This is a genomic window from Streptomyces sp. NPDC055287 (genome assembly GCF_053646035.1).
Genome location: NZ_JBSHNE010000002.1, coordinates 445045 through 460616, shown reverse-complemented (window position 1 = coordinate 460616; position 15572 = coordinate 445045). Strand labels below are relative to the sequence as shown.

The window sequence follows — 15572 nt, the reverse complement described above, 5'->3', positions numbered from 1 at the left end:
CCCGCTGCACCGTGTTCCGGGAAACGCCTCGCTCTAGGAACCGGGTGCGCTGGACGAAGCGGGCGCACTGTCGCTCGGGCTGCTGCCGCCCGTGGTGGTGCCGTCCGTCGTGCCGCCGTCGGTGGTTCCGCCGGTCGTCCCGGTGGTCGTACCGCCGGTCGTACCGCCGTCCGTGGCCCCACCGTCGGTCGCGCCGCCGTCGGTCGTGCCCCCGTCGGTGCCACCGCCGTCCGTCGTGCCCCCGTCGGTGGTGCCGCCGTCCGTCGTGCCGCCCGTCGTGGGACCACCGGTCGTCGGGCCACCGGTGGTCGGACCGCCCGTCGTCGGACCGCCGGTGGTCGGACCGCCGGTCGTGGGACCGCCCGTGGTCGGACCGCCCGTCGTCGGACCGCCGGTGGTCGGACCGCCCGTAGTCGTACCGCCCGTGGTCGGCGGCTTGCTGCCCGGCGACGACGAATCGCCGTCCGTCGGCTTGCCGCTCTTCGACGGTTCGACCGGGGCCCCGCTGTCACCGCTCTCGCCCGGCTGCGGCTGTCCCGACGTACCGGGACCCGCCGGATCGCCCGGCCGCTTGGTCGAGCCCTGCGTCGGCTCGTCGGCCGTGAGCCCGTTCTCCCCGTCGTCCTCGTTCGCCGACTGCTCGGACGTGACCCTGTTCTGCGGCTCTTCGCCTTCGGACGTCGCGCCGAGCGTCACCACGGTGCCGAGTACGGCGACGAGCAGCGCGCCCGCGCCTGCCGCGACCATGTTGCGCCGGGCGCCGCTGAGCACGGCGAGACGCCCGAGGCCGCCACCGCCTCCGGCCTCCGGCGAGCGGTGCGTGACCAACGTGCTGTCATCACCCGCCCGTTCGGGCCTGCCCGGCAGCGACAGGGGTACGACCGCCGCCGGTACGCCACCGGGCGGCGACGCCGACTCCTCGTACCGGGCCGCCGGTACTTCCTCCCCGGCGGGCGTACGGGCACCGAGCACCAGCGCGCCCGCGCCCGGCCCCGAACGGTCCGCGACCAGCGCCAGGGCCCTGCGTCCGGCGACGGTGCCGCTCTTGTCGGCGACGGCGCCGCGCATCGCGATGGACGCCTCCAGCTCGGCCCGGGCCCGGTCAAGGTTGCCCGTACAGAGCGCGAGGACGCCCAACTCGTGGTGGAAGTAGGCCTCTTCGGCGACCTCCCCCGCGATGCGGGCGGCCTCGAGGCCCGTACGCAGCGCCCGCTCCCACGCGCCCCAGCACAGGCCGGCCGCGAAGGCGGGCGCCGCCGTGCGGGCCAGCAGAACAGCCGCGCTCGGATGCCCGGCCCCGGAGCCCGGCACCAGCGCACCCATCGCCGCCATGATCGCGTCGGCCTCGGCGGCCGCCCGCTCCGGCGAGACCGAGGGGTGCCCCGACCACCAGGCGTAGTGCTGGGCGGCGGTGTGCGCCTGCTCCGTCATGTCGTCGGCGAACCCGGCGGCCTCCAGCTGGACGGCCACCCCCGCCGCCAGCCGGAAACGCGCGCCCACCGGTGAGAGCAGGCCACAGCTCATGAGCTCGCCGAGCGCGGCGTCCGCGTGGGTGTCACCCACAAGGGCCGGCAGATGAGCCTGGTGCGGTACCTCTCCGCCGAGCGCGAGGGCGAAGCGCAGGGTGGCGCGGGCGGACTCGCTCAGCCGGGACGCGAGCAGCGCCACCGGCATGGCTCCCTCGGCCAGCGAGGGCAGGGGTACGTCGTGGCCGTCCTCCGCGTCGAAGGGCGCGTCGAACGGCTGCTCGTTGAAGTATCCGTACTCGTCGAAGGCGTTGGGATCGACGCGCAGCCGGTCGCGCTGCCGCAGCAGCGCACCCGCCTGTGTGAAGCGCAGCGGCAGCCCCTCGGACTCGAACCACAGGTCGCCCGCCCAGTTCGCCTCGTCCTCGGTGAGCGGCCGCTCCACGGCCCGCTCCAGGAGTTCCAGGCTGGCGCTGCGGCCGAGACCGCCGAGGAACACCTCCTCGACGTGCGACTCGGGTGACGGAGCCGCGACACCGGGCGTTGTGGCGAGCAGGAAGGCACACTCGGGCGTGGCCTCCAGCAGCTCGTCCAGCGCCGCCCCGCCGAACTCCAGGTCATCGAGGACGACGACGGCGCCGATCTCGTGGACCAGCCCGAGCAGCCCAGCCCGGTCGGGGCGGTGCAGGGGCGCGCTGTACACGGCAGCGAACAGGTCGTGGAGCAGCTCTTCGGGCGTGCGGTGGGCGCCGCAGAGCCGTACGACTCCGTCGGGTGCGAGATCCGCGCAGTCGGCGGCGACAGCGTCGAGCAGCGCCGTACGTCCGGATCCCGACGGCCCCGTCAGCCGCACGGAGCGGCCGCGCGCGAGCAGTCGTACGAGCCTCTCGCGCTCCTCCTGGCGCTCCAGGAGAGGCAGCTCGGGAACGACGGGGCCCGGCGGAACGGGCGGCCTCGCCGCGCGCAGCAGTTCGGCTCGGTCGTCGGCGCTGTGCCTGACCGGCCGCGAGGGCCGCTCGGCGGGCGGGCAGACTTCGATCTCGCTGCCGTCGACAGGGTTGACGGTGAGCAGGAAGTCGCCCGCGACGACCTGCACGGTACGGGCGGGTGCCGAGGAGGCCGACCCGCTCCCCTTGCTCTGAGCGCTCTGCGCAAGGGCCGGTGTCAGCGCGTCTCGTGGTGGTCGGCGCGATCCGTCACCGGTTTCGCTCTCGCCGAATCGGTCGTCGTCGTGGCCGTACTCTTCCGGTCCCCGGTTCATCGGGTCCATGGTCAAAGCCCCCCAGATGCGTTGCGTGCGGATGCCCCTCCCGGCCTTTCACACGCCCGCTGTCGCTTCTGGTCCGGTGCCCGCCGTACTCGGGTTCGTCAATCGGCAGGCGAGCCGAACCCTAGACCTTCGCACAGTATCGGGGAACCAGAGGGGTGCCACCCCGCCCGGGACGTCACAGTCTCGTGAGGATTGTGCGGCCGCCGTACGGATCGCGACGCTTCGCGCCGAACGCCGTGCCGCTCGCGCCCCAGCCGCCCCGGGCGGCCGCGAGAGTTCACACCGTGGGAGGCCCGGGCAGCGGCAGTCCCGGGCAGCGGCCGCTCAGACGCGCGGCAGCGACTCGGCGGCGATGCCGCCCTCGATGGCGAGAATGCGGTGCAGTCTGGTCGCCACCAGCAGGCGCTGCATCTGGGCCGGTACGCCGCGCAGCACGAGCCGGCGGCCCGCCCGCCCGGCCCGCCGGTGGGCACCCATGATCACGCCCAGCCCGGTGGCGTCCCAGGAATCCAGCTCGGTCAGGTCCAGCACGAGATCGCCGACACCGTCGTCGACGGCCGAGTGGAGGACCGTACGGGCGTCCGCCGCGCTGCGGACGTCGAGGCGGCCCCCGACGACCAGCTCGACGTGGTCGCCCCTGATGTGCATATGCGCTCCCCGAGAGTGCGTCAGTTCTCCGTGTCGTGTTTCATTCCCTGCACCCAACTGACTGCCTGACGGGCAAGGAAGTTGCCGTCCGTAAGCGAACCGATACCGAATTCACCCCTGGGAGTGACCCCAGGGGCTGACGCGGCATCAGTGCTTGTAGAAGCCCTGCCCGCTCTTGCGCCCGATGTCACCGGCATCAACCATCCGGCGCATCAGCTCCGGCGGCGCGAACTTCTCGTCCTGCGACTCCGTGTAGATGTTGCTCGTGGCGTGCAGCAGGATGTCGACGCCCGTCAGGTCCGCGGTGGCGAGCGGGCCCATGGCATGGCCGAAGCCCAGCTTGCAGGCGATGTCGATGTCCTCGGCCGAGGCGACGCCCGACTCGTACAGCTTCGCGGCCTCGACGACGAGCGCCGAGATGAGGCGGGTGGTGACGAAGCCGGCGACGTCGCGGTTGACGACGATGCAGGTCTTGCCGACCGACTCGGCGAACTCCCGCGTGGTGGCGAGGGTTTCGTCGCTGGTCTTGTACCCGCGCACGAGCTCGCAAAGCTGCATCATCGGTACGGGCGAGAAGAAGTGCGCGCCGACGACCCGCTCCGGACGCTCCGTCACTGCCGCGATCTTGGTGATCGGGATGGCGGAGGTGTTGGACGCGAGCACCGCGTCCTCCCGGACGATCTTGTCGAGCGCACGGAAGATCTCGTGCTTGACCTCGAGCTTCTCGAAGACGGCTTCGACGACGATGTCGGCGTCGGCGACCGCGTCGAGATCGGTGGTCGTCGTGATGCGGCCGAGCGCCGCCTCGGCGTCCGCGGCCTCCAGCTTCCCCTTGGAGACGAACTTGTCGTACGAGGCCTTGATGCCGTCACGGCCACGGGTCAGCGCGGCGTCGGTGACGTCGCGCAGGACGACGTCCCAGCCCGCCTGCGCCGAGACCTGCGCGATACCGGACCCCATGAGTCCGGCTCCGATGACGGCGAGCTTCCCAGCCACGACACACCCCTTGATTTCTTTGGCCTCGGCGCCTGTTCGGTTCAGGCTCTCCGGCGGAGATTAGCGTCCGTGAGGGGCCGTGTGGCGACGAAGAGATACGCGTCACGTCTCAAATGACGGACATCACACTGGTACGCCTCATTCGGCGCACCGCACCGCGTAGTTGAGCGCCTTCTCGCTCAGCAGCTCCTCCATCCCGTCGAGGAGCACAAGCGCCTCACGCGACACTTCGGCCGCTTTGCGCCCCTTGACCATCTCACCACCGATCCACCCCATCAGGGTGGACTGGAGCCAGGCGAGCTGGCCGGCCATCAGCGTGGGCAGCGGGTCGTCGTCCGCCGCGCCGGTGTCCTCCCGCAGGGCCTCCTCCAGCTTCCCGACGACCTCCTGCTGGATGGCCCAGAGGCGGGAGCGCAGGGTGTGCGCCTCCATGACGACGCGCATGAAGGCGGCGTAACCGTCGATCAGGCCGATGGACGGGGCGACCTCCTCGACCTCCCGCTGCAGTTCACGCAGGACGGCCGCGGCGGCGGACTCGCCCCGGCTGCGGCCCCGGACGTAACGGGGCAGCCGGTCGACGATGCCCGTACTGCGGTCGAAGAAGAGGTCCTCCTTCGCCGGGAAGTAGTTGTAGACGGTGTTGACGGAGACGTCGGCCGCCTGGGCGATCTCGGCGATCGTCACGGCGTCGAAGCCCCGCTCCAGGAAGAGTCCCGTGGCCACATCGGAGATGTGCTGCCTGGTCTGCCGCTTCTTGCGCTCTCTGAGTCCCTCGACCATGCCTGCATCGTAGCTTCGCCGAGTCACCTACATTTTTGGAGTCATTGCAAATTTTAAGTCACTCTGTTTTCCTGAGGGCATGGCAATCATCAGCACGGCCGGGCTCGCCCGGACCTTCACCACCAAAGCGGGCCCGGTCGAGGCCGTCCGGGGCATCGACCTCACCGTCGAGCGCGGCGAGATCCTCGGTTTCCTCGGCCCCAACGGCGCGGGCAAGACCACCACGCTGCGCATGCTCACCACGCTGCTGGCGCCCACGGGTGGCGCCGCGACCGTCGCCGGCTGCGATCTGACCGGCGATCCCCAGGGCGTACGGAGCAAGATCGGTTACGTCGCCCAGTCCGGCGGCCTCGACCCCAGCGTCTCCGTACGCGAGGAGCTCGTGACCCAGGGCCGCCTCTACCGGCTCTCCCGGACGGAGGCCGCCGCCCGCGCCGGTGAACTGGCCCGCGATCTGGACCTCACCGGCCTGATGGACCGCAAGTGCGCCGCCCTCTCCGGCGGGCAGCGGCGACGGCTCGACATCGCCATGGGCCTGGCCCACCGGCCCGACGTGCTGTTCCTGGACGAGCCCACGACCGGACTCGACCCCGGCAGCCGGGCCGACCTGTGGAACCTGGTGCGCCGACTGCGTGACGAGTACGGCACGACCGTCTTCCTCACCACGCACTACCTGGACGAGGCCGACGAGCTCTCCGACCGGCTCGTCGTCGTCGACCGGGGGGTCGTCGCCGCCGAGGGCACACCGAGCGCGCTCAAGCTCCGCTACGGCGGCTCGATCGACGCGCCCCTCCAGGACACCTTCCTCGCCATCACCGGGCGCAGCGCCGCGTCCGCCGACACCGTCCCCGTAGCCGTCTAGGAGCCGCTCCCATGTCCGTGTCCGCCTCGGAGTTCCTGTCCGACACCGCACTGCTCTACGGCCGGTACGCCCGCCAGTCGATGGCGTCGAGATTCCAGATGCTCTTCGGCGTCCTGATGCCCCTGCTGTACCTGCTCTTCTTCGGCCCGCTCCTCACCGGTCTGCCGCTCGGCTCCAAGGGCGACTCCTGGCAGGTGCTGGTCCCCGGCCTGTTGCTCCAACTGGGCCTGTTCGGCGCGCTGTTCGCCGGTTTCTCGATCATTATCGAGAAACAGTCCGGGGTGGTGGAGCGGATGCGCGTCACGCCGGTCAGCCGGCTCGCTCTGCTGATGGGCCGGGTGCTGCGCGACGCGACGCTCTTCGTCTTCCAGGCCGTACTGCTGGTGCTCGCCGCCCTGTTCATGGGCCTGCGGGCGCCGCTGGCCGGCGTCCTCATCGGCTTCGTGTTCGTCGGCGTACTGTCGATCGCGCTCGCCTCCCTCTCGTACGCCCTCGCCCTCAAGGTGTCCCGGCCGCACGAGTTCGGGCCCGTCATCAACGCCGTCTCCATGCCCTCGATGCTGCTGTCGGGCCTGATGCTGCCGATGGCGCTCGCTCCGGGCTGGCTGGACCTGCTGTCGCGCTTCGTCCCGTTCCGCTATCTGGTGGACGCGGTACGGGCGGCTTACGTGGGCGACTACGCGGGCACGGCCATGCTGTACGGCACCCTGATGGCGGCCGCGCTGGCACTGGTCTCCGTGACGGTGGGCACACGCGTCTTCCGGAGGGCCGGCGCGTAGCTACGCTCGACCCATGGTCAATCTGACGCGCATCTACACCCGTACCGGCGACAAGGGCACGACCGCCCTGGGCGACATGAGCCGCACCGCCAAGACCGATCTGCGGATCTCGGCGTACGCCGACGCCAATGAGGCCAATGCGGCCATCGGGACGGCGATCGCCCTCGGACAGCTCGACGAGGCTGTCGTGAAGGTCCTCGTCCGGGTCCAGAACGACCTCTTCGACGTGGGCGCGGATCTGTCGACTCCGGTGGTCGAGGACCCCAAGTACCCGCCGCTTCGCGTCGAGCAGTCGTACATCGACAAGCTCGAGTCGGACTGCGACCGCTTCCTGGAGGAGGTGGAGAAGCTGCGGAGCTTCATCCTGCCGGGGGGTACGCCGGGAGCGGCGCTGCTGCATCAGGCGTGCACGGTGGTGCGGCGGGCGGAGCGTTCGACGTGGGCGGCGTTCGAGGTCCACGGCGAGGTGATGAACCCGCTGACGGCGACGTACCTGAACCGCCTGTCCGACCTGCTGTTCATCCTGGCCAGGGTGGCCAACAAGGAGGTCGGGGACGTGCTGTGGGTGCCGGGCGGCGAGCGGTAGGGACTCGGTGCGGGTGGGGGGGGGAGCCGCGCGCAGCGCCCCGCACCCGCACTCCACCCGCAGCCCGCCTACCCCACCCGTTCCCGCTCCCCCGCCGGCTCCCGCTTCGGGAAGACCGTGTACATCGCCGCGATGACCGCGTTGATGCCGATCACGAAGAGCATCTTCTGCTGCCACATCCGCAGGGACCCGATGTCGCCGCCCCCGCCGACGTACCAGATCGCCGCCTGCAGCAGCCCGATCGCGATCCCCGCCGCCAGCATCCACTGCCCCGCCACCTTCCACTCGTGCACCGCGCGAGCCGTCCCGTACTTCGGCGGCCGCACCGGCGCCGGCCCGCCCGCGAAGCGGTGGGCGACCCGGACGTCGACCCACTTGATGGTGCGGTGGCCGAGCGCGACGGTGAAGCCGATGTAGACGGCGGCCAGGCCGTGCTTCCAGTCCGGCTCCGCGCCGTTCTTCAGGTCGACGGCCGTGACGACGAGCAGCACGACCTCCAGCATCGGCTCCATGAGCAGTACGGCCGCCCCGGCGCGCGGCATCTTCGCCAGGTAGCGCAGGGCCAGTCCCCCGGCCAGCAGGATCCAGAAGCCGACTTCGCAGATGATGACCAGCGTGACGATCACGGTTCACTCTCCTCCCGTTACGCTCCCACCCTCCCGTCCGCGAGGCCCCGAATCGTCGTCGCCAGTGACGAACCCGCACTGCATCCTTCGATGTAGCCCCGGGTCACCCCGCACGAGGACGACGAGCCGGTCCGCACCGTGTTGGATGGTGCCGTGACCCGCTTCCCCCGCCCGCACCGCGACGGCGTCCTCCTCGCGGTGATCGGCCTGCTCGGCGGAGTCCTGCTGTGGGGCCTCGGGCTGCACACCACCGCCGTCCGCGACCTCATGCCGTCCTGGGTGACCCTCGTGCCCCTCACGGTGATGGCCGGCCTGGAGCTGCTGCGCAGGTCGTGCCCGAGTACGGCCCTGCTCGTCGGTACGGCCGCCCTGGTCGCGGACCAGTTCACCCACGGCAACCTGGCGACCGTTCTCATGTACACGGACCTGATGTACGCCGCCGTGGTGTACGGCACCCCCGGAGCCGCCCGCCGTATCCCCGTCATCACCGGCCTGATCACCGTGACCATGACGATCGCCGCCCTCGCCTGGCTCCGCCGCCCGGAAGCCCTGCTCATCGGCGTCGTCACCGGCCTGGTCTCCTTCGGCCCCGCGCTCACCGGCGCCACGCTGCGCAACCACCGTCAGGCAGCGGTGGCGGCCAGACTGCGCGCCGAGCAGACAGCGCTGCTGGCCGAGATCGACCGCAGCCAGGCCGTCATGGCCGAGCGCTCGCGGATGGCGCGCGAGCTGCACGACATGGTCGCCAACCACCTCTCCGCCATCGCCATCCACTCCACGGCCGCCCTGTCCATCGACAAGCCCAGGGCGTCGGCCGACGCCCTGGCCGTCATCCGCGAGAACAGCGTCCAGGGCCTGTCCGAGATGCGCAGGCTCATCGGTCTGCTCCGGGACACCGGCGGCGACCAGGAGCCGCCCGTGGCCCCCGTACTCGACGGGCTCGACGCCCTCGTGGCCCAGGTCCGCAGGGTCGGCGCCGACAGCGGACTCGTCTTCGCCCTCGACGACGCCCGCGAACCGGGCGGCCGCCTTCCGGCGCCGGTCGAGATGGCCGCGTACCGGATCGTCCAGGAGTCCCTCACCAACGCGCTCAAGCACGCCTCCCCAGGCCCGGTCACCGTGTCGCTCGCGCACACCGACCACACACTGACGGTCGAGGTGACCAGCCCGTACGGCGAACGGCCCGGCCCCCGCGCGCCCGGCTCGGGTGCGGGCCTGGTGGGGATGCGGGAGCGGGTGACGCTGCTCGACGGGGCGCTGGAGGCGGGTCCCGTCACCGCGGCGGACGGCACGAAGATCTGGCAGGTACGGGCGCAGCTGCCCGCAGAGGACGATACGGAGCTGTCCGCATGACGATTCGCGTGCTGGTCGCGGAGGACCAGTCGGCCGTACGGGCGGGCCTGGTGCTCATCCTGAACAGCGCCCCGGACATCGAGGTGGCCGGGGAGGCCCCGGACGGCGAGGCGGCGGTCGCCATGGCGCGCGAGCTGCGACCCGATCTGGTGCTGATGGACGTACAGATGCCGCGCCTGGACGGGGTGTCGGCGACCCGGCAGGTGGTGGCGGAGCAGCTCGCCGACGTCCTGGTGCTGACGACGTTCGATCTCGACGAGTACGTCTTCGGGGCGCTGCGCGCGGGGGCGGCCGGCTTCCTGCTGAAGAACACCGACGCGAAGGACCTGATCGAGGCGGTACGGACCGTGGCGCGCGGCGAGGGCCTGATCGCGCCTGCCGTCACCCGCCGGCTGATCGCGGAGTTCGCCTCGCCCGCGCCCGTACGGTCCGTGAACGCGCCCGCTCCCGAGGCGCTGGATTCGCTGACCCGTCGCGAGCGCGAGGTGCTGTCGTGTCTCGGCGAGGGGCTGTCGAACGCGGAGATCGCCCGGCGTCTGACCATGGCCGAGGCCACGGTGAAGACCCATGTGAGCCGTCTGCTGGGGAAGCTGGAGCTGCGCAGCCGGGTGCAAGCCGCCGTGCTCGCCCAGGAGTTGGGGATCTGACCGCACGGGTCCATGGGGTGACCACCGACCACCCTCCGCTGGTCCAGACCTCTTGACGATTGGTCCAGACCTTCCTACGCTCACCGCACCGCAGTGGTGAGCGTGTCATGTCAAAAAGTGCTCGCCAGGCGGCGCAGGTCCCATCCCCGTTCACCGCCGGACCTCTCTCTTGGGAGCACCCTTGAGTACAACAAACCCCCTGCGCACCCGCTTCAGAACCAGAGCGGCAGCCGGTCTCACCGCGCTGATCGTCCCGCTCGCCGCCATGGTCGGCCTGGCCTCGCCCGCGCAGGCCGCCACCTCCGCGACCGCCTCCTACACGAAGGCCTCCGACTGGGGCACCGGCTTCGAGGGCAAGTGGACGGTGAAGAACACCGGCACCACCACCCTCAGCACCTGGACCGTGGAGTGGGACTTCCCGGCCGGTACGTCCGTCACGTCCGCCTGGGACGCCGACGTCACCAACTCGGGCAACCACTGGACCGCCAAGAACAAGTCCTGGGGCGGCAACCTGGCCCCCGGCGCCAGCGTCTCCTTCGGCTTCAACGGGACCGGCACCGGCTCCCCCAGCGGCTGCAAGCTCAACGGCGGTTCCTGCGACGGCGGTTCCGTGCCCGGCGACACCCCGCCCACCGCACCCGGCACCCCCTCCGCGGGCACCATCACCGACACGTCGGTGAAGCTCTCGTGGACCGCGGCCACCGACGACAAGGGCGTCAAGAACTACGACGTGCTGCGTGACGGCGCCAAGGTCGCGACGGTCACCACTGCGTCGTACACGGACACCGGACTCAGCGCGGGTACGGACTACTCGTACTCCGTCCAGGCCCGTGACACCGCCGACCAGACGGGTCCGGTCAGTGGCGCCCGCGCGGTCAAGACCACCGGCGGCGGCACCGACCCGGGTCCCGGCCCCGGCGACCAGGTCAAGCTGGGCTACTTCACCGAGTGGGGCATCTACGGACGCAACTACCACGTGAAGAACCTGGACACCTCGGGCTCCGCCGCCAAGATCACGCACATCAACTACTCGTTCGGCAACGTCCAGGGTGGCAAGTGCACCATGGGCGACAGCTTCGCGGCGATGGACAAGGCCTACACCGCCGACCAGAGCGTCGACGGCAAGGCCGACACCTGGGACCAGCCGCTGCGCGGCAACTTCAACCAGCTGCGCAAGCTCAAGGCGAAGTACCCGCACATCAAGGTGCTGTGGTCGTTCGGCGGCTGGACCTGGTCCGGCGGCTTCACCGAGGCCGTCAAGAACCCGGCCGCGTTCGCCGACTCCTGCTACAAGCTGGTGGAGGACCCGCGCTGGGCCGACGTCTTCGACGGCATCGACCTGGACTGGGAGTACCCGAACGCCTGCGGACTGTCCTGCGACACGAGCGGCCCGGCCGCGTTCAAGAACATGATGCAGGCCATGCGCGGCAAGTTCGGTACGAACAACCTGGTCACCGCCGCGATCACCGCCGATGCCTCGGCCGGCGGCAAGATCGACGCCACCGACTACGCCGGAGCCGCCGCGTACTCCGACTGGTACAACGTGATGACGTACGACTTCTTCGGCGCCTGGGCGGCCAAGGGCCCGACGGCCCCGCACTCCCCGCTGACCTCGTACGCCGGCATCCCGCAGGCCGGTTTCAACTCGGCCGAGGCCATCGCCAAGCTCAAGGCCCAGGGCGTCCCCGCGAAGAAGCTGCTGCTCGGCATCGGCTTCTACGGGCGCGGCTGGACCGGCGTGACGCAGAAGGAGCCGGGCGGCACCGCGACCGGCGCCGCGACCGGTACGTACGAGTCGGGCATCGAGGACTACAAGGTCCTCAAGACCAAGTGTCCGGCGAACGGCACGGTCGCCGGCACGGCTTACGCGCACTGCGGCACCGACTGGTGGAGCTACGACACCCCCACCACCATCGGCTCGAAGATGAGCTGGGCGAAGGGGCAAGGCCTGGGAGGCGCCTTCTTCTGGGAGTTCAGCGGTGACACCGCCAACGGCGAGCTGGTGACCGCTATCAACAACGGCCTGAAGTAATAAAGGCCTGAAGCAGTCGGGGGGACGGTCCTGGACCCGTCCCCCCGACTGCTTCTTACGTCTGTGCGGCTACGCCACGTTGACGCGCTGGCCAGGAGGCGCGGCCTCCAGCCAGGCGAGGAAACCGGTGAGAGCGTCCTCGCTCATCGCCAGCTCCAGGCGCGTACCGCGGTGCGAGCAGCCGAGGATGCAGGCGTCGGACAGCAGCGCCAGCTCTTCCTCACCCTCGGGGACGCGGCGCGAGAGCACCTCGATCGCCGAGCGTTCGAGGACGCGGCGCGGACGGGGGGCGTACGAGAAGACGCGGAACCAGTCGATGCGGTCGCCGCTGTAGCGGGCGACGCCGTAGACCCATCCCTTGCCGGAGCGGTCGGGCTCCTCGGGGATGTTCCAGCGCAGACTGCAGTCGAAGGTGCCGCCGGAGCGCTGGATCAGCCGCCGGCGCAGTCCGAAGACGAACAGCCCCACCAGTACCAGCGCGACTACCGAGCCGCTCACGAGCAGAGCGAGGAACATCTCCACCGACCTCCTCGCATCATCCAGTGCCAGTACCAGTAAGAGAACAGAAGTTCCCGATGTATCGCTTCAGCCGCGACCCGCCCTGGAGAGTCCAGTACGGGCCGCGGCTGAGGTCAAAACTCGTTGTTGCGGAACTCAGTGTCCCGCAACCGCGCGCAGTCGGACGTCGGCGCGGCGCTCGGCGGCGGCATCCGCCTCCGACTTCGCCCGCTCCAGCGCCCGCTCGGCACGTGCGGCGTCGATCTCGTCAGCCAGCTCGGCGATCTCTGCGAGCAGAGACAGCTTGTTGTCGGCGAACGAGATGAACCCGCCGTGCACCGCGGCGACGACAGTGCCGCCGTCGCTCGTACGGATCGTCACCGGGCCCGACTCCAGCACACCCAGCAGCGGCTGGTGACCGGGCATGACGCCGATGTCGCCGGACGTGGTGCGCGCGACGACCAGGGTGGCCTCGCCGGACCAGACGTTACGGTCCGCCGCGACCAGCTCGACGTGCAGCTCAGCAGCCAAGGTGGCTCCTCGGGTCACCACCCGGCGGTTGTGCCGGGTGTTGGGTCAATTCTAGGGGGCGTACGGAGAGGGGCGGGACGTACCCGCCCCTCTCCCACGAGTCGCGTGAGTCACTTCGGCCCACACGGCTCACTGCGTTCAGGAGACGCCGAGCTCCTTGGCCTTGGCCTTGAGGTCGTCAATGCCACCGCACATGAAGAACGCCTGCTCGGGGAAGTGGTCGTAGTCACCGTCGCAGATCGCGTTGAACGCGGCGATCGACTCGTCGAGCGGAACGTCCGAACCGTCCAGGCCGGTGAACTGCTTGGCGGCGTGGGTGTTCTGCGACAGGAAGCGCTCGACGCGACGGGCACGGTGGACAACAAGCTTGTCCTCCTCGCCCAGCTCGTCGATACCGAGGATCGCGATGATGTCCTGGAGGTCCTTGTACTTCTGCAGGATTCCCTTGACGCGGCTGGCCGCGTCGTAGTGGTCCTGCGTGATGTAGCGCGGGTCCAGGATGCGGGACGTCGAGTCCAGCGGGTCGACCGCCGGGTAGATGCCCTTCTCCGAGATCGGACGCGACAGAACGGTCGTCGCGTCCAGGTGGGCGAAGGTGGTCGCCGGCGCCGGGTCGGTCAGGTCGTCCGCGGGGACGTAGATCGCCTGCATCGAGGTGATCGAGTGACCACGCGTCGAGGTGATGCGCTCCTGGAGCACACCCATCTCGTCAGCCAGGGTCGGCTGGTAACCCACTGCGGACGGCATGCGGCCGAGCAGCGTGGAGACCTCGGAACCGGCCTGGGTGAAGCGGAAGATGTTGTCGATGAAGAGCAGCACGTCCTGCTTCTGCACATCGCGGAAGTACTCCGCCATGGTCAGGGCGGACAGGGCGACGCGCAGACGCGTGCCCGGCGGCTCGTCCATCTGGCCGAAGACCAGCGCGGTCTTGTCCAGAACACCCGAGTCGGTCATCTCGTCGATGAGGTCGTTGCCCTCACGGGTGCGCTCACCGACACCGGCGAACACCGACACACCCTCGTGCAGCTTCGCCACACGCATGATCATTTCCTGGATGAGGACCGTCTTGCCGACGCCCGCACCACCGAACAGACCGATCTTTCCACCCTTGACGTACGGGGTGAGAAGGTCGACGACCTTCAGGCCGGTCTCGAACATCTCGGTCTTGGACTCGAGCTGGTCGAAGGCCGGAGCCTTGCGGTGGATCGGCCAGCGCTCAGTGATCTGAGCCTCGGCCTCCGGGTCGTTCAGGATCTGGCCAAGGGTGTTGAACACCTTGCCCTTGGTGATGTCACCGACGGGGACGGTAATGCCCGCACCCGTGTCGGTCACCGGGGCCTGGCGGACCAGACCGTCGGTGGGCTGCATCGAGATCGCGCGGACGACGCCCTCACCGAGGTGCTGGGCGACCTCGAGGGTCAGCAGCTTGCGCGCACCCTCCTCGGCCGGGTCGTCGACCTCGACGTGCAGTGCGTTGTAGATCTCCGGCATCGCGTCGACGGGGAACTCCACGTCGACGACCGGGCCGATGACCCGGGCGACGCGGCCCGTGGCGGCGGCCGTCTCAACAGTGGTCGTCATTACTTGTCACTCCCCGCGGTCGCGTCGGCCAGAGCGCTGGCGCCACCGACGATCTCGCTGATTTCCTGGGTGATTTCGGCCTGGCGGGCCGCGTTGGCAAGCCGGGAGAGGCTCTTGATGAGATCTCCGGCGTTGTCGGTCGCCGACTTCATCGCACGACGACGGGCGGCGTGCTCGGAAGCGGCGGCCTGCAGCAGTGCGTTGTAGATACGGCTCTCGACGTAGCGCGGCAGCAGGGCGTCGAGGACGTCCTCCGCCGACGGCTCGAAGTCGAACAGCGGAAGGATCTCGCCCTTCTTGCCGTCTTCTTCTGCAGCCTTGTCGAGCGAGAGCGGCAGCATCCGGTTCTCGACCGGGTTCTGCGTCATCATCGACACGAATTCCGTGAAGACGATGTGCAGCTCGTCCACACCGCCCTCGGCCGTCTCCGTCTGGATGGCCTCGATCAGCGGTGCGGCAACCTTCTTGGCGTCCGCGTACGTCGGGCTGTCGGTGAAGCCTGTCCACGCTTCCGCGACCTTGCGCTCGCGGAACCCGTAGTAGGCCACACCCTTGCGGCCGACGATGTACGTGTCGACCTCCTTGCCCTCACCGCTGAGCCGCTCACGGAGCCGCTCCGCCGCCTTGATGGCGTTGGAGGAGTAGCCGCCGGCCAGACCGCGGTCGCTCGTGATGAGCAGAACCGCGGCGCGGGTCGGCGCCTCGACCTCGGTGGTCAGGGGGTGCTTGGTGGTGGAGCCGGTCGCCACCGCGGTCACCGCACGGGTGAGCTCGGTCGCGTACGGCATCGATGCCGCCACCCTGCGCTGCGCCTTGACGATGCGCGAGGCGGCGATCATCTCCATCGCCTTGGTGATCTTCTTGGTCGCGGTGACGGCTTGGATGCGACGCTTGTAGACCCGGAGCTGCGCTCCCAT

General features: G+C 70.0%; 15 protein-coding genes. 6 read left to right on the top strand and 9 right to left on the bottom strand.

What is annotated here, in order from left to right; all coding sequences use genetic code 11:
- Nucleotides 1-33: 33 nt before the first annotated feature.
- The 4 genes from ACWIHY_RS05410 to ACWIHY_RS05395 all read right to left on the bottom strand — a co-directional run bounded on the left by ACWIHY_RS05410 (nucleotide 34) and on the right by ACWIHY_RS05395 (nucleotide 5160).
- Nucleotides 34-2736, bottom strand: coding sequence for an ATP-binding protein (locus ACWIHY_RS05410; RefSeq protein WP_454374263.1), 2703 nt, complete (start codon nucleotides 2734-2736; stop codon nucleotides 34-36).
- Nucleotides 2737-3060: 324 nt separating this feature from the next.
- Complete coding sequence (locus tag ACWIHY_RS05405; protein WP_214899360.1) at nucleotides 3061-3384, bottom strand: STAS domain-containing protein; 324 nt, start codon at nucleotides 3382-3384, stop codon at nucleotides 3061-3063.
- A 147-nt stretch (nucleotides 3385-3531) separates the two neighbouring features.
- Entirely contained in the window at nucleotides 3532-4380 is an 849-nt protein-coding gene (locus ACWIHY_RS05400; protein WP_454374262.1) for a 3-hydroxyacyl-CoA dehydrogenase family protein, read from the bottom strand.
- 138 nt (nucleotides 4381-4518) lie between these two features.
- Nucleotides 4519-5160, bottom strand: a complete 642-nt coding sequence (locus ACWIHY_RS05395) for a TetR/AcrR family transcriptional regulator (protein ID WP_454374261.1) — start codon at nucleotides 5158-5160, stop codon at nucleotides 4519-4521.
- A 79-nt stretch (nucleotides 5161-5239) separates the two neighbouring features.
- Between ACWIHY_RS05395 and ACWIHY_RS05390 the strand changes: the two genes are divergently transcribed.
- From ACWIHY_RS05390 to ACWIHY_RS05380, 3 genes are read left to right on the top strand one after another with little or no spacing between them, the layout of a single operon-like run.
- Nucleotides 5240-6022, top strand: a complete 783-nt coding sequence (locus ACWIHY_RS05390) for an ABC transporter ATP-binding protein (protein ID WP_454374260.1) — start codon at nucleotides 5240-5242, stop codon at nucleotides 6020-6022.
- Between the two features lie 11 nt (nucleotides 6023-6033).
- Nucleotides 6034-6801, top strand: coding sequence for an ABC transporter permease (locus tag ACWIHY_RS05385; protein WP_454374259.1), 768 nt, complete (start codon nucleotides 6034-6036; stop codon nucleotides 6799-6801).
- 13 nt (nucleotides 6802-6814) lie between these two features.
- Nucleotides 6815-7387, top strand: a complete 573-nt coding sequence (locus ACWIHY_RS05380; protein ID WP_454374258.1) for a cob(I)yrinic acid a,c-diamide adenosyltransferase — start codon at nucleotides 6815-6817, stop codon at nucleotides 7385-7387.
- Nucleotides 7388-7455: 68 nt separating this feature from the next.
- On the opposite strand, the gene ACWIHY_RS05375 is transcribed toward ACWIHY_RS05380, so the two are convergent.
- A complete protein-coding gene (locus ACWIHY_RS05375) occupies nucleotides 7456-8013 on the bottom strand; it encodes a hypothetical protein (RefSeq protein ID WP_454374257.1) in 558 nt (185 codons plus the stop codon).
- 153 nt (nucleotides 8014-8166) lie between these two features.
- Here ACWIHY_RS05375 and ACWIHY_RS05370 point away from each other — a divergent pair, with 153 nt between their 5' ends.
- From ACWIHY_RS05370 to ACWIHY_RS05360, 3 genes are all read left to right on the top strand, one after another.
- On the top strand, nucleotides 8167-9366 hold the full coding sequence (locus tag ACWIHY_RS05370) for a sensor histidine kinase (RefSeq protein WP_454374256.1): 1200 nt from the start codon (nucleotides 8167-8169) through the stop codon (nucleotides 9364-9366).
- A complete protein-coding gene (locus tag ACWIHY_RS05365; RefSeq protein ID WP_454374255.1) occupies nucleotides 9363-10013 on the top strand; it encodes a response regulator in 651 nt (216 codons plus the stop codon). Before ACWIHY_RS05370 ends, ACWIHY_RS05365 begins: the two co-directional genes overlap by 4 nt.
- A gap of 181 nt (nucleotides 10014-10194) precedes the next feature.
- The gene (locus ACWIHY_RS05360; RefSeq protein WP_454374254.1) at nucleotides 10195-12045 is read left to right on the top strand and encodes a glycosyl hydrolase family 18 protein; all 1851 of its coding nucleotides are present in this window, start codon (nucleotides 10195-10197) and stop codon (nucleotides 12043-12045) included.
- A 69-nt stretch (nucleotides 12046-12114) separates the two neighbouring features.
- Here ACWIHY_RS05360 and ACWIHY_RS05355 read toward each other — a convergent pair whose 3' ends face one another.
- From ACWIHY_RS05355 to ACWIHY_RS05340, 4 genes are all read right to left on the bottom strand, one after another.
- Complete coding sequence (locus ACWIHY_RS05355; RefSeq protein WP_454374253.1) at nucleotides 12115-12561, bottom strand: DUF2550 domain-containing protein; 447 nt, start codon at nucleotides 12559-12561, stop codon at nucleotides 12115-12117.
- A 138-nt stretch (nucleotides 12562-12699) separates the two neighbouring features.
- Entirely contained in the window at nucleotides 12700-13074 is a 375-nt protein-coding gene (locus tag ACWIHY_RS05350; protein ID WP_355262423.1) for a F0F1 ATP synthase subunit epsilon, read from the bottom strand.
- Nucleotides 13075-13212: 138 nt separating this feature from the next.
- Nucleotides 13213-14655 (bottom strand): F0F1 ATP synthase subunit beta, encoded by a 1443-nt coding sequence (gene atpD, locus ACWIHY_RS05345; RefSeq protein WP_454374252.1) that lies wholly within the window; start codon nucleotides 14653-14655, stop codon nucleotides 13213-13215.
- Nucleotides 14655-15572 (bottom strand): F0F1 ATP synthase subunit gamma, encoded by a 918-nt coding sequence (locus ACWIHY_RS05340; RefSeq protein ID WP_454374251.1) that lies wholly within the window; start codon nucleotides 15570-15572, stop codon nucleotides 14655-14657. Before ACWIHY_RS05340 ends, atpD begins: the two co-directional genes overlap by 1 nt.